Annotated in this window: 17 protein-coding genes; 8 read left to right on the top strand and 9 right to left on the bottom strand. The window is 57.0% G+C overall.

Features of this window, described 5'->3' with window-relative positions:
• Positions 1–48: 48 nt before the first annotated feature.
• From folK to thpR, 6 genes are all read right to left on the bottom strand, one after another.
• A complete protein-coding gene (folK, locus tag GSQ70_RS06405; protein WP_158781772.1) occupies positions 49–528 on the bottom strand; it encodes a 2-amino-4-hydroxy-6-hydroxymethyldihydropteridine diphosphokinase in 480 nt (159 codons plus the stop codon).
• Entirely contained in the window at positions 525–1,943 is a 1,419-nt protein-coding gene (gene pcnB / locus GSQ70_RS06400; RefSeq protein WP_233268540.1) for a polynucleotide adenylyltransferase PcnB, read from the bottom strand. The genes folK and pcnB overlap by 4 nt, the downstream gene beginning before the upstream one ends.
• 97 nt (positions 1,944–2,040) lie before the next feature.
• Entirely contained in the window at positions 2,041–2,955 is a 915-nt protein-coding gene (gluQRS, locus tag GSQ70_RS06395; RefSeq protein ID WP_158785244.1) for a tRNA glutamyl-Q(34) synthetase GluQRS, read from the bottom strand.
• Between the two features lie 62 nt (positions 2,956–3,017).
• Positions 3,018–3,473, bottom strand: coding sequence for an RNA polymerase-binding protein DksA (gene dksA, locus GSQ70_RS06390; protein ID WP_158781770.1), 456 nt, complete (start codon positions 3,471–3,473; stop codon positions 3,018–3,020).
• Between the two features lie 181 nt (positions 3,474–3,654).
• Positions 3,655–4,359, bottom strand: coding sequence for a DNA/RNA nuclease SfsA (gene sfsA, locus GSQ70_RS06385; protein ID WP_158781769.1), 705 nt, complete (start codon positions 4,357–4,359; stop codon positions 3,655–3,657).
• Positions 4,360–4,361: 2 nt separating this feature from the next.
• Positions 4,362–4,895, bottom strand: a complete 534-nt coding sequence (thpR, locus tag GSQ70_RS06380; protein ID WP_158781768.1) for an RNA 2',3'-cyclic phosphodiesterase — start codon at positions 4,893–4,895, stop codon at positions 4,362–4,364.
• Positions 4,896–4,970: 75 nt separating this feature from the next.
• Between thpR and hrpB the strand changes: the two genes are divergently transcribed.
• The 6 genes from hrpB (at position 4,971) to fhuB (ending at position 16,236) form a co-directional block, all read left to right on the top strand.
• Complete coding sequence (gene hrpB / locus GSQ70_RS06375; protein WP_158781767.1) at positions 4,971–7,412, top strand: ATP-dependent helicase HrpB; 2,442 nt, start codon at positions 4,971–4,973, stop codon at positions 7,410–7,412.
• A 99-nt stretch (positions 7,413–7,511) separates the two neighbouring features.
• Positions 7,512–10,013 carry a bifunctional glycosyl transferase/transpeptidase gene (gene mrcB, locus GSQ70_RS06370; protein ID WP_158785243.1) on the top strand — a complete coding sequence of 834 codons (2,502 nt, stop codon included), beginning with the start codon at positions 7,512–7,514 and terminating at the stop codon, positions 10,011–10,013.
• A 290-nt stretch (positions 10,014–10,303) separates the two neighbouring features.
• The gene (gene fhuA / locus GSQ70_RS06365; RefSeq protein WP_158785242.1) at positions 10,304–12,520 is read left to right on the top strand and encodes a ferrichrome porin FhuA; all 2,217 of its coding nucleotides are present in this window, start codon (positions 10,304–10,306) and stop codon (positions 12,518–12,520) included.
• A 48-nt stretch (positions 12,521–12,568) separates the two neighbouring features.
• A complete protein-coding gene (fhuC, locus tag GSQ70_RS06360; RefSeq protein WP_158781766.1) occupies positions 12,569–13,363 on the top strand; it encodes a Fe3+-hydroxamate ABC transporter ATP-binding protein FhuC in 795 nt (264 codons plus the stop codon).
• A gap of 15 nt (positions 13,364–13,378) precedes the next feature.
• Positions 13,379–14,260 (top strand): Fe(3+)-hydroxamate ABC transporter substrate-binding protein FhuD, encoded by an 882-nt coding sequence (gene fhuD, locus GSQ70_RS06355; RefSeq protein ID WP_158781765.1) that lies wholly within the window; start codon positions 13,379–13,381, stop codon positions 14,258–14,260.
• Entirely contained in the window at positions 14,257–16,236 is a 1,980-nt protein-coding gene (gene fhuB / locus GSQ70_RS06350; protein WP_158781764.1) for a Fe(3+)-hydroxamate ABC transporter permease FhuB, read from the top strand. Before fhuD ends, fhuB begins: the two co-directional genes overlap by 4 nt.
• Positions 16,237–16,447: 211 nt before the next feature.
• On the opposite strand, the gene hemL is transcribed toward fhuB, so the two are convergent.
• A complete protein-coding gene (gene hemL, locus GSQ70_RS06345) occupies positions 16,448–17,731 on the bottom strand; it encodes a glutamate-1-semialdehyde 2,1-aminomutase (RefSeq protein ID WP_158781763.1) in 1,284 nt (427 codons plus the stop codon).
• 171 nt (positions 17,732–17,902) lie between these two features.
• Here hemL and clcA point away from each other — a divergent pair, with 171 nt between their 5' ends.
• Both clcA and erpA read left to right on the top strand, forming a co-directional pair.
• Positions 17,903–19,339 (top strand): H(+)/Cl(-) exchange transporter ClcA, encoded by a 1,437-nt coding sequence (clcA, locus tag GSQ70_RS06340; protein ID WP_158781762.1) that lies wholly within the window; start codon positions 17,903–17,905, stop codon positions 19,337–19,339.
• An 80-nt stretch (positions 19,340–19,419) separates the two neighbouring features.
• Complete coding sequence (erpA, locus tag GSQ70_RS06335; protein ID WP_158781761.1) at positions 19,420–19,764, top strand: iron-sulfur cluster insertion protein ErpA; 345 nt, start codon at positions 19,420–19,422, stop codon at positions 19,762–19,764.
• A 421-nt stretch (positions 19,765–20,185) separates the two neighbouring features.
• Here erpA and btuF read toward each other — a convergent pair whose 3' ends face one another.
• Together btuF and mtnN are read right to left on the bottom strand one after the other, a co-directional pair.
• Positions 20,186–20,989 (bottom strand): vitamin B12 ABC transporter substrate-binding protein BtuF, encoded by an 804-nt coding sequence (gene btuF / locus GSQ70_RS06325; protein ID WP_158781760.1) that lies wholly within the window; start codon positions 20,987–20,989, stop codon positions 20,186–20,188.
• Positions 20,982–21,680 carry a 5'-methylthioadenosine/S-adenosylhomocysteine nucleosidase gene (gene mtnN / locus GSQ70_RS06320; RefSeq protein ID WP_158781759.1) on the bottom strand — a complete coding sequence of 233 codons (699 nt, stop codon included), beginning with the start codon at positions 21,678–21,680 and terminating at the stop codon, positions 20,982–20,984. The genes btuF and mtnN overlap by 8 nt, the downstream gene beginning before the upstream one ends.
• Between the last annotated feature and the right edge of the window lie 64 nt (positions 21,681–21,744).

Genomic DNA, 21,744 nt, shown 5'->3' with positions numbered 1-21,744 from the left:
AGATATGTTCTGGTGGGCGTATCTTAATGGAAGGGAAAGGGCTTTGCACTACCAGGGCTGAATGGCGGAAGCATCCAGTGTTGCAAGGATCTCAGCTGCACGGCTGCCGTCCGGGAAGGCAATTTCCGGCGCGATGGAAAGCAGTGGCACCAGCATAAAGGCGCGATTACGGATATCGTAGTGCGGCACAATCAGACGCGGTGTGTTAAGCGTCAGATCGCCAAACAACATGATATCCAGATCCAGCGTGCGGGGTCCCCAGCGTTCGTCTTTCCGTACGCGGCCCTGATCGAGTTCAATACGCTGGGTCAGGTCAAGCAGGGCTTCCGGCTCCAACCCGGTATCCAGCGCAACGGCAGCATTCAGATAATCTGGCTGATTGGGTGGTCCGTAAGGCGGCGTGCGGTAAAAAGAGGATGTGGTAACCAGAGTGGTCTGAGGAAGGGCAGCCAGTGCATCAAGTGCGGCCTGCACCTGATGCAATGGATCGGCAAGATTGCTGCCTAACGCGAGATAAACGCGGTTCATGCGTTGCTGCTGTTACCGTCGCGACGCGGGCCGGGAACGCGCTTGCGCGGGCGGCGGGTACGGCGTCGTGGCACCGGATCGTCTCCCAGCGTATTGAGCATGGTTTTCTGCTGCGGCGGTGCGGCTACCTGGAATTCACCCCACCAGGCCGAAAGGCGCAGCAGTTCCTGATTGTTTTCCACTTCAGCACGCAGCGCCAGCAGGTCATAGGCCGCACGGAACTTAGGATGCTCCATCAGCTTCCAGGCGCGCTTGCCGTGGCGGCGCGACAGGCGAAGTTGCAGCTGCCAGATGTCACGAATCAGGGTAGTAATACGCTTCGGAATGGCCAGCGAACGGCAGGCTTCATCCAGCACGTCATTCATCGCCAGGGCAAAGGCATCGTAATAAGCCAGGCCGCTTTCCTGAGCAATCTTTTGCGCGGCTTCCAGCTGCGGATACCAGAACATAGCGGAGAACAGGAAAGCCGGATTAACGCGCATATCATTGTGAATGCGGTTATCGGTATTTTTCAGTACCTGGAAGATCATCCGCTCCATATTGCTGTCACCCTGTTCCGTAAAGTAACGGGTGAGGATTGGGAACAGCGGCTGGAACAGCTGGTATTCGCGCAGTTGCAGATAGGTGCTGTAGCCATAGCCCGCCTGCAGCAGCTTCAGCGTTTCTTCAAACAGGCGGGCTGCCGGGATATCGTGCAGCAGCGTTGCCAGGCGTGGGATCGGTTCTGCCGTCTCTGCGGCAATGCTCATATCCAGCTTGGCGGCGAAGCGGATCACGCGCAGCATCCTGACCGGATCTTCGCGGTAGCGGGTTTCCGGGTCGCCAATCAGGCGCACAATGCCCTGTTGCAGATCGTTCAGGCCGCCGACATAGTCACGCACGGTGAAGTCGGCCACGCTGTAATAGAGGCTGTTGATGGTCAGATCGCGGCGCTGGGCATCATCTTCAATAGTGCCGAAGATATTGTCGCGCAGCAGCATACCGTTCTGGCCGCGCTGCGAATTGTTGCGATCTTCACCCGACTGCTCGGCTTCGTGGTGCCCACGGAAGGTGGCGACCTCGATGATCTCCGGGCCAAACATCACGTGTGCAAGGCGGAAGCGGCGGCCCACCAGACGACAGTTGCGGAACAATTTACGCATCTGCTCCGGCGTGGCGTTAGTGGTGACATCGAAATCTTTCGGTTTTTTTCCCAGCAGTAAGTCACGGACGCCACCACCCACCAGATAGGCCTCATAACCCGCTTTATTCAGCCGGTACAGCACCTTGAGGGCATTTTCGCTGATGTCTTTACGCGAGATAGTATGGCCGTCACGGGGAATAACGGTCATCTTATGCACTTCACCGACCTCGGCAGGCGTCTCGTCTTCGCGACTTAAAACTTTTCGGCAAAAATTAGCAACTCGGGTAAAAATGGGACACCTCGATAGTGACAAATATGCTTAGCGATAAAAAACAGCGGCTAATCATAGCTCAGTGCGGCCCGTTTGAGAATGCTCATCTCTCATCCCCTTACTCTTTCAGGTAAGAGCGTGGAGATCCCTGAGGGAGGGCATTCCGGTAAAGAGCGTCCTGGCGGGGGATTGTAGCCACATCCCACTGCATGGCAGCCTGCTGTAATAATACCGACAGCGGCAGATCCTGCCAGCCGGGAGTGACCGGCTGACCCAGAAACTGCAGGGCCTGCACCAGCACAGGGCGCGGGTCCCCCTCCGGTAACGCTGGAGCATGGTTCTGCTTCGACAGCTTGTTACCGTCGGCGTTGATTGCCAGCGGCAGGTGCAGATAACCGGGGACCGGCCAGCCAAATTGCTGATAAAGGGCGATCTGCCTGACCGTGGGCTCGATCAAATCCGCCCCACGAACCACTTCCGTCACGCCCTGATAATAGTCATCTACTACCACCGCAAGATTGTAGGCGAACAGCCCGTCCCGGCGATGAATAATAAAATCCTCCTGCGCCAGCCGCGTATCCGCAACGACTTCACCCCGCAGGTTGTCGTGGAAGTGATCGACAGGGACATCAACCCGCAGACGTAATGCAGCATTATCCGGGCCACAATTACGTGTGCGGCAGTGCCCATCATAGACCCCGCCGACCTGCTGAATACGGCTGCGGGTGCAGGTGCAAAAATAGCTGTGATTATGCTGCTGTAACCTGGCCAGCGCCTCGCGGTAGGCATCATGGCGCTGCGACTGCCAGAGCACTTCGCCGTCCCAGTGCAGGCCATACTGTTCCAGCTGCAGAAGAATGCGCTTTGCGGCACCGGGCACTTCACGGGGGGGATCGATATCTTCGATGCGAACCAGCCACTGGCCTTGCTGCGCGCGCGCCTGCAGGTAACTGCCCAGGGCAGCGATCAGGGAGCCAAAATGTAAAACGCCTGAGGGAGAGGGGGCAAAACGCCCGATATAAGAAGGTGACATGGTGGTGAAGACAGGCAGTGAAGCGGGTAATCTACCAGCCTCACTGCACAATCCATTAGCCATTAACCGGCCATTTGTTTTTCGCGGATTTCCGCCAGCGTTTTACAGTCGATGCAAAGATCGGCGGTAGGACGTGCTTCAAGGCGACGGATACCGATTTCAACGCCACAGGATTCACAGTAGCCGAAATCGTCGTCTTCCACTTTCTTCAGCGTCTTTTCGATCTTTTTGATCAGCTTGCGCTCGCGGTCACGGTTACGCAATTCAAGACTGAATTCTTCTTCCTGTGCAGCCCGGTCTACCGGATCGGGGAAGTTGGCGGCTTCATCCTGCATATGGGAAACTGTGCGATCAACTTCATCACGAAGCTGGTTACGCCAGGCTTCCAGAATCTTCTTGAAATGCTCCAGCTGGGCTTCATTCATGTACTCTTCGCCCGGCTTCTCCTGGTAAGGCTCCACCCCAGCGATGGCGAGAATACTCAGGGACGAGGTTTTACGGTTTTGCCCTTCTTGCATGTTGTTTCTCCTGGATAACACGCACTATCGATCCCCACAGGGGATAAAAACAGGTCGCTATAAATAGCAGAAGCGATCAAGGTTGGCAATTATTCCTGAACATCCCTTGACAAGCCTGTGAGTAAAAGCGTATTTGGCGCAACTGTAAGACCATTCCTATAACAGCAAATTGCGCCACACTTTACAACTCCACAACCAGTGCCTTTTTTAATGAGAGTCCTTCAGGTGATAATTGTGCTTTATAACAAAGCACTTCAACCCCGCTCTGTTGCGCCTGTGCCAGTAGTTCTGCATAACGCGCGTCGATATGACGCGCCGGGGTGACGTCCTCAATCCCCGAGTGCAAAACGGCAAAAAACAGAACCGCGCGTTCACCATTTTCAACAATCTTCGCCAGTTCACGGAGATGCTTCTGGCCGCGCACGGTTACCGCATCCGGAAAATACCCTTTTCCAAGGTGTAAAAGCGTCACGGATTTGACTTCAATATAGCAGTTCGCCCGGTCATCTGCCTGTAGCAGAAAATCAATGCGACTCTTTTCCGCGCCGTATTTCACCTCAGAGCGCAGGGTGGAGTAACCGGATAATTCTGGAATAGCCTGGTTTGCCAGCGCCTCTTTCACTAAGCCGTTGGCCCGTAAGGTATTCACACAAATCCAGTGATCCTGCTGCGTTTCAGTAAGCTCCCAGCTGTGTGGGTATTTCCTTGTCACGCTGTCCGACGTTGAGTACCAGACCGTGTCACCCGGCGTGGCGCACCCGGTCATCGCGCCGGTATTGGCGCAGTGAAGTGTCAGCTTTTCACCCTCGGGTGTTATCACGTCGGCCAGAAAACGTTTGTAGCGCAAAATCAGCGTGGCTGGCCGCAGCGGTGGATCATAAATCATACTTATTCCTGCTTCAGTTCCCAGTCCGCCAGCTCTTTATACTGCGTGCGTCCTTTAGCAAAAACGGACTCGAACAGTGCAAAGCGCTCAACGTGAAACTGCCAGCGAAAATTGCGCGGCGGTAACGTGACTGGCTGCGTAGCGTTACGCAGTAATGTGACATGCGGATGAAAGGGCATCGGGCTCTGGTAACAGCCGCTGCGGGCAGCCTGCGAACGAAGAATCTCTGCCAGTTGCAGCAGCCCACGGGGCGACTGTTTTGGTCCCAGCCAGACCACGCCGGAGCGTGGCCAGTGGCCCGCATCATCCAGGGTAAGCGTGAAGCCGGGCTGCTTAATTCTTCCGGCCAGCTGCTTCAGCGCCTCGCTCTTTTTTTTGCTGATTTCACCGAGAAATGCCAGTGTCAGGTGCAGATTATCAGCTGCCACCGGGCGGCCTGCCTCTGCGGGAAAGGTGTCGGCACGCCATCTTATTAAGCTCTGCCTGATCTCATCTGGCAGACTGAGGCCAAAAAACAGCCTTTTTTGCTCACTCATGGTGCTCTCCGGTATTCCAGAAGCGGGAATGGTACAATGCCCGGCAAATTCAGACCATGACGTTATGGAGCATAAGTGAGTTCATTACCGGTCAGCGCCGTTTTATCCAACCTGCTGACAGCCCTGCGGGAGTCTCCTCAGGTGCTGCTGGCGGCACCTACCGGCGCGGGGAAATCGACATGGCTGCCGCTGCAGATCCTGAAGCAGGCGGCGTTCAGCGGGCGTATTTTGCTACTGGAGCCACGTCGTCTGGCCGCGCGAAACGTGGCACATCGGCTGGCGGAACAGCTGGGTGAACAACCGGGTGAAACAGTCGGCTACCGGATGCGATCGGAGAGCCGCAGCGGCCCAAATACCCGGCTGGAGGTGGTGACCGAAGGGATCCTGACCCGCATGCTGCAGCAGGATCCGATGCTGGACGGCGTGTCGCTGGTGATACTTGATGAATTCCACGAGCGCAGCCTGCAGGCGGATCTGGCGCTCGCGCTGCTGCTGGATGTGCAGCAGGGACTGCGTGATGATCTGAAAATTCTGCTGATGTCGGCCACCCTCGATAACCAACGCTTACAGGCGCTGCTACCCGATGCCCCGATGATCTGCTCTGAAGGACGCTCTTTCCCTGTTGAACGCCGTTACGCTTCACTGCCTGCTAACCTGCGATTTGATGAAGCGGTAGCCCGTCAGGTCAGCCAGTTGCTGCGCGAAGAGAGCGGCTCGCTACTGCTGTTCCTGCCCGGTGTGGGAGAGATCCAGCGCGTGCAGTCTCACCTTAGCCCACTGATCGCTAATGATATCGACCTTTGCCCTTTATATGGCGCTTTGCCGCTGGCTGAGCAGCGTAAAGCGATCCTGCCCGCCGCTGCCGGACGCCGTAAGGTGGTACTGGCGACCAATATCGCCGAAACCAGCCTGACCATTGAGGGCATCCGGCTGGTGGTGGACGGTGCGCTGGAGCGTGTGGCGCTGTTTGATACGCGCACCGGACTGACCCGTTTGCAAACCCAGCGCGTCAGTCAGGCGTCCATGACGCAGCGCGCCGGACGTGCGGGACGTCTGGAACCCGGCCTTTGTCTGCATCTTATTGCCCGGGAGCAGGCAGAGCGAGCGGCAGGTCATGCCAATGCGGAAATCCTCAACAGCGATCTTGCGGCACTGTGGCTGGACTTACTGCAGTGGGGCTGCCACGACGTAGCCCAGTTAACGTGGCTGGATTTGCCGCCCGCCAGTAATATCCGTCAGGCCCAGCAGCTGTTGAAGCAGCTGGGCGCGACAGATGCCGCGGGCAAGCTCACCAGCAAAGGGAGGAGCATGGCGGCGCTGGGCAGTGAACCACGTTTCTCAGCGATGATGATTGAGGCCGGAAACGACAGCGATAAGGTGACTACAGCAACGCTGCTGGTAGCGATGCTGGAAGAACCTGCGCGTGGCAATGTTGATTTGAGGGACAGTTTCCATCGTCGGCAGCCTAACTGGCTGAAGCGGGCAAAGCAGCTGCAAAAACGCCTCAAAGTGCCTGAGGGCAACGCGGACAGCGATCTGATTGCGCCACTGCTGGCGGGGGCTTTTCCGGATCGCATTGCCCGCCGTCGTGGCGCAGAAGGACGTTACCAGCTGGCAAACGGCATGGGAGCCATGCTCGATAGCGATGAAGCGCTGACCCGTTACGAATGGTTGCTGGCACCAGGTCTGCTGCAGGGCAGTTCCCAGCCGGATGCCCGCATTCTGCAGGCGATGCCGCTGGAGATTGAAGTGCTGACGAAACAGCGGCCTGCGCTGGTAGAGCTTCGTACGGAAGTGGAGTGGGATGACGAGCGTGGCACGCTTAAAGCCTGGCGCCGTGAGCAAATTGGCGAGCTGGTGCTGAAGTCACAGCCGCTGAGCAAACCGGATGAGGATGAGCTTCATCAGGCGATGCTGCGCTGGATCCGACTCAAAGGATTATCGGTCCTGAACTGGACGCCACAAACCGAGCAATTACGGCTGAGAATGGTCTGCGCCGCGCAGTGGCTGCCGGAACAAAACTGGCCCGCAGCCCGCGAGGCTGACCTGCTAGTCAGCCTGGAAAAGTGGCTTCTGCCCGCCATGAGCGGCGTGCGTGACGCAAAGGGCCTGAAGCAAATTGACACGACCAGTGCTTTATTACAATTGCTCACATGGTCCGGGCGTCAGCAACTGGATAGTCTGCTGCCAACTCATTACACTGTGCCCACCGGAAGCCGGCTTCCGATCCGTTATGATGAAGAGAAGCCGCCCGCGTTGGCGGTTCGCCTGCAGGAAATGTTTGGCGAAGCACAAAATCCCTGCGTGGCCGGCGGGCGTGTCGCCCTGGTGCTGGAGCTGCTGTCACCCGCACAGCGCCCTTTGCAGATCACCCGCGATCTGGCGGCGTTCTGGCAGGGTGCGTACCGTGAAGTGCAGAAAGAGATGAAAGGACGCTATCCCAAACATGCCTGGCCAGACGATCCGGGCAGTGCGCTGCCAACGCGCCGTACCAAAAAATATTCTGCGCCCTCCTGAACCGGTGGGCTTTGATTTCGGAAGGTTCCCGTTCCGAAGTGGTTGATCTAAGTACAAAGTAGCGGTCCCTGAGCGGCGCTCGCTGGAGAAATGAAACGAATGTCAGACGATCGCGAACCTATTGGGCGTAAAGGTAAACAGCCCAAACCTCCGCGCAAGGTGGCGGGCAGGGGTCGCCGCAGGGATGATGAACACGATGAATATGATGATTTTCAGGATGAAGACCACGATAACGAGGAGGTAGAGTCGGTGCCACGTAAAGGAAAAGGGCGTCCACCGCGCAAGAAAAGAGGCTGGCTGGGCTTATTTATAAAGCTGCTGCTGGTCTTTATTGTGCTGATGGCCGTGTACGGGGTTTACCTCGATTCACAAATCCGCAGTCGTATTGATGGCAAAGTCTGGCAACTGCCTGCGACGGTTTACGGCCGCATGGTCAACCTTGAGCCGGGCATGTCCTACAACAAAAAAGAGATGATCGCTCTGCTGGAAGGCACGCAGTATCGTCAGGTGAGCCGCATGACGCGCCCCGGCGAATTTACCGTGCAGGCTAACAGCATCGAGATGATCCGCCGTCCGTTTGACTTCCCGGACAGCAAAGAAGGGCAGATCCGCGCACGGCTGAGCTTCAGTAATGACTCGCTGAACGAGATTAAAAACCTCGACAGCGGGCGCGACTTCGGCTTCTTCCGTCTCGATCCCCGGTTGATCACCATGCTGCAGTCGCCAAACGGCGAACAGCGCCTGTTCGTGCCGCGCGCGGGCTTCCCGGATCTACTGGTGGACACGCTGGTGGCGACCGAAGATCGTCACTTCTATCAGCATGACGGCATCAGCTTCTATTCGATTGGCCGTGCTTTCCTGGCCAATATCACCGCCGGTCGTGCGGTGCAGGGCGGCAGTACGCTGACCCAGCAGCTGGTCAAAAACCTGTTCCTGACCAACGAGCGTTCGCTGTGGCGTAAAGCCAATGAAGCCTATATGGCGCTGATCATGGATGCACGGTACAGCAAAGATCGCATTCTCGAGCTGTATCTGAATGAAGTCTATCTGGGGCAGGCGGGGAACGATCAGATCCGCGGCTTCCCGCTGGCCAGCCTGTACTACTTCGGCCGTCCGGTTGACGAGCTGAGCCTCGATCAGCAGGCGCTGTTGGTGGGTATGGTGAAAGGGGCCTCGCTGTATAACCCATGGCGTAATCCGAAACTGGCGCTGGAACGTCGCAACCTGGTGCTGCGCCTGCTGCAGCAGCAGAAAGTGATCGACCAGGAGCTGTATGACATGCTCAGCGCCCGACCGCTCGGCGTGCAGCCGAAAGGTGGGGTAATCACTCCTCAGCCAGCGTTTATGCAGATGGTGCGTAACGAATTGCAGGCGAAGCTGGGCGACAAAGTGAAAGATCTGTCGGGGGTGAAGATCTTCACCACGCTGGATCCGGTCTCTCAGGATGCGGCAGAGAAAGCGGTTGAGGATGGCGTGCCGGTGCTGCGTAAGCAGCGTGGCCTGAACGATCTGGAAACCGCCATGGTGATCGTTGACCGTTTCAGTGGCGAAGTGCGTGCCATGGTCGGTGGTGCGGATCCGCAGTTCGCCGGGTATAACCGTGCTCTGCAGGCCCGCCGTTCGATTGGTTCTCTGGCCAAGCCTGCGACCTATCTGACTGCCCTGAGCCAGCCGGATAAATTCCGTCTTAACACCTGGATTGCCGATAACCCGATTGCACTGAAGCAGCCGAACGGGCAGGTCTGGAAACCGCAGAACGACGACCGCCGCTTCAGTGGCCAGGTGATGCTGGTTGATGCGCTGGCGCACTCGATGAACGTGCCAACGGTTAACCTGGGGATGACGCTGGGACTGCCGCAGGTGGTGGATACCTGGACCAAACTGGGCGTGCCGAAGGATCAGCTGCAGGCGGTTCCGGCGATGCTGCTGGGGGCGCTTAATCTGACGCCGATCGAAGTGGCTCAGGCGTTCCAGACCATCGCCAGCGGCGGTAATCGCGCTCCACTCTCCGCGCTACGTTCGGTTATTGCTGAAGATGGCACTGTGCTTTATCAGAGTTTCCCGCAGGCTGAGCGTGCCGTTCCGGCACAGGCCGCTTATCTGACTCTGTATGATATGCAGCAGGTGGCAGAAGAGGGGACCGCTCATGCCCTGGGCGCGCGCTATCCGAAAGCGCATCTGGCGGCGAAAACCGGGACCACCAACAATCAGGTCGACAGCTGGTTTGCCGGTGTGGATGGCAAAGAAGTGGCGATCACCTGGATTGGTCGTGACAACAACCAGCCGACCAAACTATATGGTGCCAGCGGGGCGATGCAGATCTACCGCCGTTATCTGGATAACCAGGCCCCCACGCCGTTGCTGCCAACGCCGCCGGAAGATATTGCCCCGATGAACGTTGATTCAGCCGGTAACTTTGTCTGCGGAACAGGCAGCAGCAGCTGGAGAACGCTGCCGGTGTGGACCACCGATGCCAGCGCGCTGTGCCAGCAACAGCAGCAGCAGGCTCAGCAACAGCAGCAGCTGCAGCAACAGCAACAAAATGAGCAGAAAGACAGTAACGGTGTGGCCGGTTGGATCAAGGACATGTTCGGTAAGTAACTGACCCCACAAAAAAAGCCGGTTCATGATGAACCGGCTTTTTTTTCGCCCGTGATTGCTGGCCGCAGTGAACATAACAGCAACAAAGATGCGTTTCAGCGTCACAAGGTCATTGCTTCCCTATTTCCCACAATTTACATCAGGTTATTCGGCCAGCAAACAGCGTTGAGACGGCTGTTTTTTTCTTGAGCGCTTCCCGCAATTCGCATATTATCCAATCGTTATAATAATAATTCTCGTTTACGTTTACATTCAATCAATCTCAGTCAGAGAAAAGCTAAATGGCTACCATGTCTTTTAACCGTTTATCCTTGCCAGTGAATACCTCAATTCGCCGACTGGCCATCCTTGTTGCAATGGGTCTTTCTTCCTCCACTTTCGCCGCGGGTGAAGAAACTATTACCGTGAATGCTAATGCCGCTGCTGCGCCACAGGAAAGTGCCTGGGGTCCGGCACCGACTATCGCGGCCAAACACTCTGCAACCGGGACAAAAACAGATACACCAATAGAAAAAAACCCGCAGTCAGTGTCAGTGGTGACCCGCCAGGAACTGGACATGCACCAGTTCCAGTCGGTGAAAGAAGCACTGGGTTACACGCCAGGCGTGACGGTTAACAGCCGCGGTGCTTCCAATACTTATGACTTCGTGATTATTCGCGGCTTCTCATCACGCGGTCTGAACCAGAACAATTATCTGGACGGCCAAAAGTTGCAGGGCGACTTCTATAACGATGCGGTGATTGATCCTTACATGCTGGAGCGCGTGGAACTGATGCGCGGTCCAACTTCCGTGCTGTACGGAAAAAGCAGCCCGGGCGGTATCGTCTCTATGGTCAGCAAGCGTCCGACCACTGAACCGCTGCGTGAAGTGCAGTTCAAAATGGGTTCCGATAACCTGATGCAAACCGGGTTTGACTTCAGCGATGCGCTGGACGACAACGGCGAGTTCTCTTACCGCCTGACCGGTGTGGCCCGCTCCAACAACGAGCAGCAGGACAACGCCAAACAGCAGCGTTATGCCATCGCGCCTTCCTTCTCCTGGCGCCCGGATGACAAAACCAACTTCACCTTCCTGTCCTATTTCCAGAACGAACCTTCTACCGGTTACTACGGCTGGTTACCGAAGGAAGGCACCGTCGAGCCGCTGCCAAACGGTGGCCATCTGCCAAACAGCTTCAACGAAGGCGCGACCAACAACACCTATTCCCGTAACGAGAAAATGGTGGGTTATGCCTTCGAACACGGCTTTAACGATACCTTCACCGTGCGTCAGAACCTGCGTTTCTCTGAGATGAAAACCTCTCAGCAGAGCGCCTACGGCACCGGGCTGTGTAACAACAGCATGAACGGCTTCAACTCTTACTGCACCAGTCTGACTCCAGCCCAGCAGGCCCATTATCTGGGTCGCGGTACGGTCGTCGATCAGGAACGCCTGCAGAACTTCAGCGTGGATACCCAGCTGCAAACCAAATTTGCCACTGGCGACATGGACCACACCCTGTTAACCGGTGTCGACTATTCCCGTATGCGTAACGATATCAACGCGCTGTTCGGCAATACCACGTCACTGGACCTTGATAACCTGCCGTCAATGACCGATACCGATTTCGGCACCGCGGTTCCTTATCAGATGAACGAATCCAAACAGACCGGCCTGTATGTTCAGGACCAGGCTGAGTGGAACAAGTGGGTGTTTACGCTGGGCGGCCGTTACGACTGGTCTACTCAGGCGACCACCGTGCGTGCCGATAACGGCTATATCGACCGTAACGATCATCAGTTCACCTGGCGTGGTGGAGTGAACTACCTGTTTGATAATGGTATTACGCCTTACTTTAGCTACAGCCAGTCCTTCGAGCCGAACGCATTCAGCCTCTACAGCACCCCTCGCGTGGCCTATGCGCCATCGAAAGGTGAGCAGTATGAAGCCGGCGTGAAGTACGTGCCGAAAGACATGCCAATCGTGATGACCGGTGCACTGTATCAACTGACCAAAACCAACAACCTGACGGCTGACCCGAATAACGCCTTAAATCAGGTGCCGTCTGGTGAGATCCGCGCCCGTGGTGTTGAGCTGGAAAGCAAAGCAGCGCTGACCCAGAACATCAACATGACCGCGTCTTACACCTATACTGATGCGGAATATACCAAAGATACGACTCTGAAGGGCAACACGCCAGAGCAGATCCCTAAGCACATGGCTTCACTGTGGGGGGATTACACCTTCAACAATGGCGCGCTGAGCGGTCTGACTTTAGGGACCGGTGGACGCTTCATTGGCTCAAGCTACGGCGACCCGGCGAACAGCTTCAAAGTGGGCAGCGCTGCGGTCATGGATGCGGTGGTGAAATATGATCTGGGCCGCTTTGGCCTGTATGGTTCAAGCCTGGCGCTGAACGTTAACAACGTACTGGACCGTGAATATGTGGCCAGCTGCTTCCAGACCTACGGGTGTTTCTGGGGCGCAGGTCGTCAGTTCGTGGCGACAGCGACATTCCGTTTCTAATCTTTAAATCAGGCGCGGCTCGCCGCGCCCACCAATCAGAAGACTGCTATGCATCCTCCGTTTGCCTCAGAAACCACCTTCTCGCTCGATCAGGCTACCTTCACCGTTCCCGGCAGAACCCTGCTGCAGCCGTTGTCGCTGACTTTTCCTGCGGGTAAAGTCTGTGGGCTGATAGGTCACAATGGCTCCGGCAAGTCGACCCTGCTGAAAATGCTGGGCAGGCATCATGCTGCAACCGGTGGACAGGTATTGCTGAATGGCAAACCGGTGGCTTCATTCCCGGGTAAACTGTTTGCCCGTGAAGTTGCCTATCTGCCGCAGCAGCTTCCGCCTGCTGAAGGGATGACGGTACGCGAGCTGGTGTCGATGGGACGCTATCCATGGCACGGCGCGCTGGGTCGTTTCGGTGCGGAAGATCGCGAGCGGGTCGAAGAAGCCATCACGCTGGTTGGCTTAAAACCTTTTGCTCAACGCCTGGTGGACAGTCTCTCCGGCGGTGAGCGTCAGCGGGCGTGGATCGCCATGCTGGTGGCGCAAAACAGCCGCTGCCTGCTGCTGGATGAACCCACGTCCGCGCTGGATATTGCCCATCAGGTTGAAGTGCTGGCCCTGATCCAGCGCCTGAGCCGCGAACGTGGCCTGACGGTGATTGCGGTCCTGCATGATATCAATATGGCTGCCCGTTACTGCGACACGCTGGTGGCGCTGCGCAGCGGCGGTATGATTGCCCGGGGCGATGCTGAGGCGATTATGCAGCCTGAAGTACTGAACCGGATTTACGGCATCCCTATGGGGATTTTGCCTCACCCTGACGGCGGTACGCCGGTGAGTTTTGTTTACTGACGGATTGGTGTTTTCATGCCTGATTATCTCCGCCGCCGCCTGCTGATGGCGATGGCTCTTTCTCCGATGCTGCCCGCACTGCGTGCTCAGGCTGCCCCGTCCGTTGATATCACGCGCATCATTACGATTGAGTGGTTCCCCACCGAGTTGTTGATGGCCTTGGGTGTGATGCCGATGGGCACCGCTGAAATATATCAGTACAAGCTGTGGGTGGGGGAGCCGAAGCTGCCTGCTACCACGGTGGATGTCGGCTTGCGGACCGAACCCAATCTGGAACTGATGATCCAGATGAAACCCTCGCTGATCCTTTACTCAACCGGCTATGGCCCGGCAAAAGAAAAGATTGAACGCATTGCGCCAGTCATGGGGTTTGCCTCCAATAATGCCGACGGCAAACCGCTGACTCATGCACGTAACTCGCTGATGCAGCTGGCGGAATGTCTGAATGTGGTGCCCCAGGCTCAGCGTCATCTGGCTGATTTTGATGCCTGGATGGCACAGGCAAAGGCGCGCCTCAGCCATCGCGCCAAACGACCTCTGTTGCTGATGTCGATCCTTGATCCCCGCCATACGCTGGTGTTCGGTAAGGGGAGTCTGTTCCTCGAAGTGATGGATCAACTGGGGATTGAAAATGCCTGGCAGGGTGAAACCAATTTCTGGGGCAGCGCGGTGGTTGGCATTGAGCGTCTGGCGTCGATGAAGAATGTGGATGCGATCTGCTTCGATCACGGCGACGATGCTCTGGTAGAGCAGGTGACTTCCACGCCGCTGTGGAACTCGCTCTCCTTTGTCCGGGAGAAGCGCTTCCGTCGCGTGCCGCAGGTCTGGTTCTATGGCGCAACGCTTTCGGCGATGCGTTTTTGTCACCTGCTCGACACCGCGCTGGGGGAAGCATGAGAACGTCGTACCGCTTCCCGATCGTCCTGTTAACGCTGATGCTGGCTGCAGCGCTCGGGCTGACCTTTTACAACTTCAGCCAGCAACTGCCGCCTGCGCAGTGGCTGAGTGCAATCAATGCCGCCAATCCGGACAATGTCACGGAGATGGTGTTCCACTACAGCCTGATGCCGCGCCTGGTGCTTTCTTTGTTGATTGGGTCTGGTCTGGGGCTGGTTGGGCTGCTGTTCCAGCAGGTATTGCGCAATCCGCTGGCAGAGCCGACCACGCTGGGCGTGGCGACGGGCGCACAGCTGGGCCTGACAGTCGCCACGTTGTGGAGCCTGCCGGGGGGTATTTTCACCCAGCAGATGGCGGCGATGATCGGGGCGATCCTCGTTGGTCTGATCGTGTTTGGTATCGCCTGGGGTAAGCGCCTCTCGCCGGTAACGTTGATCCTCGCCGGGCTGGTGATGTCGCTCTACTGCGGCGCGGTCAATCAGATCCTTGGCCTGTTTAACCATGACCGCCTGCAGAGCATGTTCCTGTGGAGCACCGGCACGCTGAACCAGATGGACTGGAGCAACGTCAGCTTTATCTGGCCCAAGCTGCTGGTGGGCTTTGTGCTGTCGCTGATGCTGTTACGGCCGATGACGCTGATGGGGCTGGATGATGGCGTCGCAAAAAACCTTGGACTGGCTTTGTCGCTGGCTCGTTTAGGCGTACTGGCACTGGCGATTATCCTCAGTGCTCAACTGGTGAACGCTGCCGGGATCATCGGGTTTATTGGCCTGTTTGCGCCGCTGCTGGCGAAAATGCTCGGTGCGCGGCGCTTGCTCAGCCGGTTATTGCTGGCCCCGCTGATCGGCATGCTGCTGCTGTGGCTGGCCGATCAGTGCGTGATCTGGCTGACGGAAAACTGGCGGGAAGTGTCCACCGGCACGGCGACGGCAATCATTGGTTCTCCGCTGCTGCTGTGGCTGCTGCCGCGTCTGAAGACCTCCTCCGGTATGCCAGCGATGAATCAGGGCGATAACGTCCCTGTGGAGCGCCATAACGTGCTGATGTGGGGCATTATCGGTGTGGTAACACTTCTGGTGCTGAGCGTGGTTGCCCTGAGTTTTGGTCGCGATGCGCATGGCTGGCAGTGGGCAACCGGCGAGCTGTGGCAACAGCTGTTGCCGTGGCGGATGCCGCGACTGGTGGCGGCGGTCATGACGGGCCTGATGCTGGGCGTGGCGGGCTGTATTGTCCAGCGGCTGACAGGTAACCCGATGGCCAGCCCGGAAGTGCTGGGGATCAGCTCAGGTGCGGCTTTTGGTGTGGTGGTGATGCTGTTCCTGGTACCGGGCGACGCCTTTGGCTGGCTGCTGCCTGCGGGCAGTCTCGGCGCGGCGGTGACGTTGCTGATTATCACCTTTGTCGGCGGGCGCGGCGGTTTCTCTCCGGAGCGCATGCTGCTTGCAGGGATGGCGCTGAGTACCGCTTTTGCCACGCTGTTGCTGCTATTGCTGGCGAGCGGCGATCCACGTATGGCCGCCCTGATGACGTGGATCTCAGGCTCTACTTATAACGTGAATGCTGCTCAGGCATGGCGTACCGTGATAGTGGCTGCTGTGCTGCTGGCGCTGACGCCGTTATGCCGTCGCTGGCTGACTCTGCTGCCGCTTGGGGGGGAGACGGCCCGCTCGCTGGGGCTGGCGCTGAAGTCTTCCCGTATGGCATTGCTGCTGCTGGCGGCGGCGCTGACAGCGGCGGCAACCCTGACCATTGGTCCGCTGAGCTTTATCGGTCTGATGGCACCACATATTGCGAGGATGCTTGGCTTCAGGCGTGCGATACCGCAGCTGGTGATGGCAGCGCTGTTGGGTGGGGCATTGATGGCGGTAGCCGACTGGTGTGGCAGGATGGTGGCGTTCCCCGGACAGATCCCGGCGGGACTGCTGGCGACCTTTATCGGCGCACCTTACTTTGTTTATCTGCTTCGGAAGGTTTAAGCTCTTACTGCGTGGGAAAACGGGAGTAAAACGTCCCGCTGTCCTGTAAGGCGTTGTCTGCTTTTACCAGGCAAACAACACCAAATTTGCTGTGCGGGGAACACAGGCCGGGAATAAAGCGTCCCGCACCATAGACGGTGCGGGCTGCCATGGACGGTTTGTGTCTTTTATGAGCGGCCTGTGGTCCCCGCGCAGGCACTGTATTGGGTTTTTAGCGTAGCTTCGCGAAGCAGCGGCGGGCCGCATCGACGGTACGCTGGATATCTTGCTGGCTGTGCGCCAGAGACATAAAACCTGCCTCAAACGCGGAAGGGGCCAGATACACGCCTTCTTCCAGCATCAGATGGAAGAATTTCTTAAAGCGCTCAACGTCACACTTCGTCACGTCCTCATAGCAGGTCACTTCCGGCGCATCGGTAAAGAACACGCCGAACATGCCGCCAACGTGGTTCACCACCAGAGCAATACCTTCCTCCTGCGCAGCGGCCAGCAGGCCGTTCGCCAGCTGCGCGGTCAGTTCCGTCAGGGTGGCATGGGTGCCAGGTTTGGCGATTTCGCTCAGACAGGCAAAACCGGCAGCCATGGCAATCGGGTTACCGGATAAGGTACCTGCCTGGTAAACCGGGCCGGTCGGTGCCAGCGCCTCCATCACTTCACGACGGCCACCAAACGCGCCCACCGGCATACCACCACCGATGATTTTACCCAGGCAGGTCAGGTCCGGCACCACGCCGTAATAATCCTGCGCACCAGACAGTGCAACGCGGAAACCGGTCATCACTTCGTCGATGATAAACAGTGCGCCGAACTCATCACAGAGTGCTCGCAGACCCGGCAGGAAGTCCGGCTGCGGCGGGATGCAGTTCATGTTTCCCGCAACCGGTTCAACGATAATACAGGCGATTTCGTGCGGGTATTGCTCAAAGGCGGCGCGCACGGAAGCCAGATCGTTATAGGTGCAGGTCAGGGTATGTTTGGCGAAATCTGCCGGAACACCCGGTGAATTCGGCTGGCCGAGGGTGAGGGCACCAGAACCGGCTTTCACCAGCAGGCAGTCAGCGTGGCCGTGGTAGCAGCCTTCAAACTTAATAATTTTGTCACGATGGGTGAAACCACGCGCCAGGCGGATTGCGCTCATGGTCGCTTCGGTTCCGGAGTTCACCATGCGCACCATATCCATGGTTGGCACCAGCTCGGTCACCAGCTGCGCCATTTTCACTTCCATCTCGGTTGGCGCACCGAAACTCAGGCCGCGCTGCGCTGCTTCAATCACCGCGTTGCGAATCGCCGGGTGGTTGTGACCCAGAACCATCGGCCCCCAGGAACCCACGTAATCCACGTAGGCTTTGCCGTCGGCGTCATACAGATAAGCACCGTCAGCATGTTCAATAAAGAGCGGCACACCGCCAACGCCGGTAAAGGCGCGCACCGGTGAGTTCACGCCACCGGGAATTAATTGCTGCGCCTGAGCATACAGATTTTCAGACTTACTCATGGTTCCGCTCCTGAGGATGCATTAAGAAAAACACCGCCATTCTAAGGGAACCTGCGGCAGGGTCAAAAGGTCAGTGGGCTTTTTGACACGAATGGAGAACATTTTTTCCCGGGACATACGGCCTGATATGAGTAAGATACTGACCTTTCCTGACAAACTAATGAACGGGATATGAACGAGCCAACCTCATCGACCGACCAGTTAAATGTGGTTCCTGCCAGACGCAGTGATTTCCTTCGCATGCTGATACGCCGCGATAAAACGCCCGCAATCGTGCTGATTATGGCGGGAATTGTCGGTACCCTCGCCGGACTTGTCGGGGTGGGATTTGAAAAAGCCGTCAACGCGGTCAGCACTCACCGCCTTGAAATCCTGGCAAAGGTGGAGCATCACTGGAGCCTGGCGTTCCCGCTGGCATTTATCCTCTCCGCGATCCTCGCCGTTATCGGTTACTACCTTGTCCGCCGTTTCGCCCCGGAAGCCTCCGGGTCCGGCATTCCTGAAATCGAAGGTGCGCTGGAAGAGTTGCGGCCGGTGCGCTGGTGGCGGGTGATCCCGGTAAAATTTATTGGCGGCATGGGCACACTGGGGGCCGGAATGGTGCTCGGGCGGGAAGGGCCGACGGTACAGCTGGGTGGCAATCTCGGCCGGATGGTGCTGGATATTTTCCGCATGAAAAGCACCGAGGCGCGTCATTCTCTGCTGGCTACCGGCGCGGCGGCAGGTCTGTCAGCCGCCTTTAATGCCCCGCTTGCGGGCATCCTGTTTATCATTGAAGAGATGCGCCTTCAGTTTCGTTACAGCGTTATTTCCATCAAGGCGGTGTTTATTGGCGTAATTATGTCGAGCATCGTTTTCCGCATCTTCAATGGCGAACATGCGGTGATCGCGGTAGGCAAACTGGCAGAGTCCCCGGTGAACACCCTGTGGCTGTATTTGCTGCTGGGAATGATCTTTGGCGTGGTGGGCGTGGCGTTCAATGCGCTGATTTTCAAAACGCAGGATATGTTCCAGCGCCTGCATGGCGGAAATATGCGCAAGCTGCTGATCATCGGTGCGGTGTTGGGCGGCGTTTGTGGCGTGCTCGGCCTGATTGAGCCGGAAGCGGCAGGCGGGGGTTTTAACCTGATCCCGGTTGCGGCAGCGGGTAATTACACCGTCGGTATGCTGCTGTTTATTTTCATCGCCCGCGTGGTGACCACGCTGCTGTGCTTTGGTTCGGGCGCGCCGGGTGGCATCTTCGCCCCGATGCTGGCACTGGGCACCTTACTTGGGACCGCGTTTGGCATGGCCAGTGCTTCGTTGTTCCCTGCTTATCACCTTGAAGCCGGCACTTTCGCTATTGCCGGAATGGGCGCGCTGTTCGCCGCTTCAGTCCGGGCACCGCTGACCGGCATTGTGCTGGTTCTGGAAATGACCGACAATTATCAACTTATTCTGCCGATGATTATTACCTGTCTTGGGGCAACATTGCTGGCACAGTTTCTCGGGGGCAAGCCGCTCTATTCAGCCCTGTTGGGCCGCCTGCTGGCGAAACAGCAACAGGCAGAGGAAGACACAGCAGCACAGAGTGCCACGTCTTCCCGGACCAAACAGGCTGATACTTGATTGCTATACTGCTATATAAGATAATAACGCTAATGATGGTCGAAATATCACGTCGTCCTGAATGCCTGATGGAGTACTAAATGAGTGACGATATAGCTCTGCCCCTGCAGTTCACTGAAGCAGCGGCCAGTAAAGTCAAAAACCTGATTTCAGATGAAGAGAACCCGGATCTGAAACTGCGCGTTTATATCACCGGTGGCGGCTGCAGCGGCTTCCAGTATGGCTTTACCTTTGATGATAAGGTCAACGACGGTGATATGACCATTGAGAAGGCGGGTGTGGCGCTGGTAGTCGATCCGATGAGCCTGCAGTATCTGGTGGGCGGTTCGGTGGATTACACCGAAGGGCTGGAGGGCTCACGCTTTGTGGTGACCAATCCGAATGCCAAAACTACCTGCGGCTGCGGTTCCTCCTTCAGCATCTGATAAAAAACCCCGGCGCTTTCGCTGCCGGGGTTCTGCTTACCATTCCACTGTGATCAACTTCGACACCTGACGTCTCGCCCTGTCCTGCGAAATAACCGCCTGGGTCACTTTCGGCTGCACGGCAACCTGTTGACCACAATCTACTGCCGGTGATGCTGCTGGTGTGGCACTTTGCCCGTCAATGCGAATAAATGTTCAGTTTGAGCCCGATGCTGCCGGTAATCGAAGCGGCACAGGCATGACCAGCCCTAATCAGCCCAGGAGCCAGATAGATGGCTTTCATAACGCTTATTTCCTGGTATAAAAAATCAGGGCATCAGCCCAGATACGGAACGTGAGGGTAAAAAATTCGCCGGTCCGTTAGTTGATTAACGGCAATTTTTGTTGAAAATTTAACCGTGTTTTTGCGGTTTTAGTTGTTTCAGGGTGTTTGCTCTGGGTGCAGTTGGCTGCATAATTGTTGAGCAGCCAGCATAATCCGGGGGCCGGGCCGGCTAAACCAGTCATCTTTTACTGGGATCACTCTCACATTAAGTTGCGGATGCCAGAAAGCTTTAATCGCCGGAACACGCTGAGGGTCACCACCGATCACCACCACCTCCGGATGGCGCATCAATACCTGCTCACGGCTGACCTGTGGCCAGGCCACGCGGCTGTCGGCAAAAATATTCTCACCGCCGCAAACCTGCAGGATTTCGTTCTGTAAGGTGTTGCGGGAAGCAGTAAACAGTGGCTGCATGCCAAATTGCAGAAACACCGCTTTCTTCGGCTGGCTGGCATAACGTTGTTGTAACGCTTCCCACTGTTTCTGCAACAGTTGCGCTTCCTGCTCTGCCTTTTCAGGTTGCGGGCTCCAGGCTTTCAGCTGCCGCACGCCGGCAATCATCTCGCTGACCGTAGCTGGCTCAATCCATTCCACTTTAATGCCAAACGCCTTCAGCTGATCCACCTGCCGCTGCGGGTTCCCGTCGCGCCACGCCAGCACCACATCAGGCCTGAGGCCAATAATGCGCTCGGTGTTGATCCCCTGCCAGTTCGCCACCTGTTCAATCTTCTCTGCCGCAGGAGGATAGTCCGAGTAAGCACTTACGCCAACGGGAGTGATCCCGGCAGCAAAAGCCAGTTCGGTCAGATTAGGAGCGAGAGTGACAACGCGGGGCGCAGAGGCTGCTGCCGTCCCGAAGCAGGACAGCAGCAGTAAAAGACAGGGCAGGAATTTAGCCACGGGCCAGATGGGTCAGCAGCGTTTCAACCAGCAGGGAAGAGTGCTTAGCGGCAACGGTGAGGAACTCATCAAAGCTCAGGTGTGATTCCTGATCGGCCACGTCAGAGATGGCGCGTACCACCACAAACGGCGTCCCAAACTGGTGGCAGACGTGCGCAATGGCGGTTGCTTCCATCTCCACGCCCACAGCCTGCGGGAAGGTGGAACGGATGCGCGCCAGCGGCTCTGCTCCATTGATAAAAGCATCGCCACTGACCACCAGGCCGCGAACCGCGTGCTGACCAAGCTCTTTGATGCAGGTTTCTGCCGCTTCAATCAGTCGGGCGTCTGCGGTAAAGGCGGCAGGGCAGCCCGCCATCTGGCCCGCTTCGTAACCGAAGGCAGTGACGTCAGCGTCGTGGTAACGCACTTCACCGGACACCACGATATCGCCCACTTTCAGGGTTGGGGCCAGGCCACCGGCGGAACCGGTGTTAATAATAAAGTCAGGTTTGCACATCTGCAGCAGCAGAGTAGTGCCCATCGCGGCTGAGACTTTACCAATTCCCGATTTCAGCAGAGCAACTTCCACGCCGTTCAGCGTACCGGTATAAATTTCACAGCCTGCCAGTTCAATCGTCTGGCGGTTTTCAATTTTGTCACGCAGCAGGGTAACTTCCTGCTCCATCGCACCAATAATGCCTGCTTTCATAGGGATACTCGCTAAGGTTGTGGTAAAACTCGTCAAATATGGTGCATAGTTTACCATGATTAAA

This window comes from Pantoea sp. BAV 3049 (genome assembly GCF_009765445.1).
GTDB lineage: Bacteria > Pseudomonadota > Gammaproteobacteria > Enterobacterales > Enterobacteriaceae > Erwinia.
This window is presented reverse-complemented; position numbering and strand designations above follow the sequence as displayed.

What these genes read in the sequence shown, in the direction of transcription:
- folK (WP_158781772.1), bottom strand. Translation starts at nt 528, where the DNA reads ATGAACCGCGTTTATCTCGCGTTAGGCAGCAATCTTGCCGATCCATTG.
- gluQRS (WP_158785244.1), bottom strand. Translation starts at nt 2,955, where the DNA reads ATGTCACCTTCTTATATCGGGCGTTTTGCCCCCTCTCCCTCAGGCGTT.
- dksA (WP_158781770.1), bottom strand. Translation starts at nt 3,473, where the DNA reads ATGCAAGAAGGGCAAAACCGTAAAACCTCGTCCCTGAGTATTCTCGCC.
- sfsA (WP_158781769.1), bottom strand. Translation starts at nt 4,359, where the DNA reads ATGATTTATGATCCACCGCTGCGGCCAGCCACGCTGATTTTGCGCTAC.
- thpR (WP_158781768.1), bottom strand. Translation starts at nt 4,895, where the DNA reads ATGAGTGAGCAAAAAAGGCTGTTTTTTGGCCTCAGTCTGCCAGATGAG.
- mrcB (WP_158785243.1), top strand. Translation starts at nt 7,512, where the DNA reads ATGTCAGACGATCGCGAACCTATTGGGCGTAAAGGTAAACAGCCCAAA.
- fhuA (WP_158785242.1), top strand. Translation starts at nt 10,304, where the DNA reads ATGTCTTTTAACCGTTTATCCTTGCCAGTGAATACCTCAATTCGCCGA.
- fhuC (WP_158781766.1), top strand. Translation starts at nt 12,569, where the DNA reads ATGCATCCTCCGTTTGCCTCAGAAACCACCTTCTCGCTCGATCAGGCT.
- fhuD (WP_158781765.1), top strand. Translation starts at nt 13,379, where the DNA reads ATGCCTGATTATCTCCGCCGCCGCCTGCTGATGGCGATGGCTCTTTCT.
- fhuB (WP_158781764.1), top strand. Translation starts at nt 14,257, where the DNA reads ATGAGAACGTCGTACCGCTTCCCGATCGTCCTGTTAACGCTGATGCTG.
- hemL (WP_158781763.1), bottom strand. Translation starts at nt 17,731, where the DNA reads ATGAGTAAGTCTGAAAATCTGTATGCTCAGGCGCAGCAATTAATTCCC.
- clcA (WP_158781762.1), top strand. Translation starts at nt 17,903, where the DNA reads ATGAACGAGCCAACCTCATCGACCGACCAGTTAAATGTGGTTCCTGCC.
- erpA (WP_158781761.1), top strand. Translation starts at nt 19,420, where the DNA reads ATGAGTGACGATATAGCTCTGCCCCTGCAGTTCACTGAAGCAGCGGCC.
- mtnN (WP_158781759.1), bottom strand. Translation starts at nt 21,680, where the DNA reads ATGAAAGCAGGCATTATTGGTGCGATGGAGCAGGAAGTTACCCTGCTG.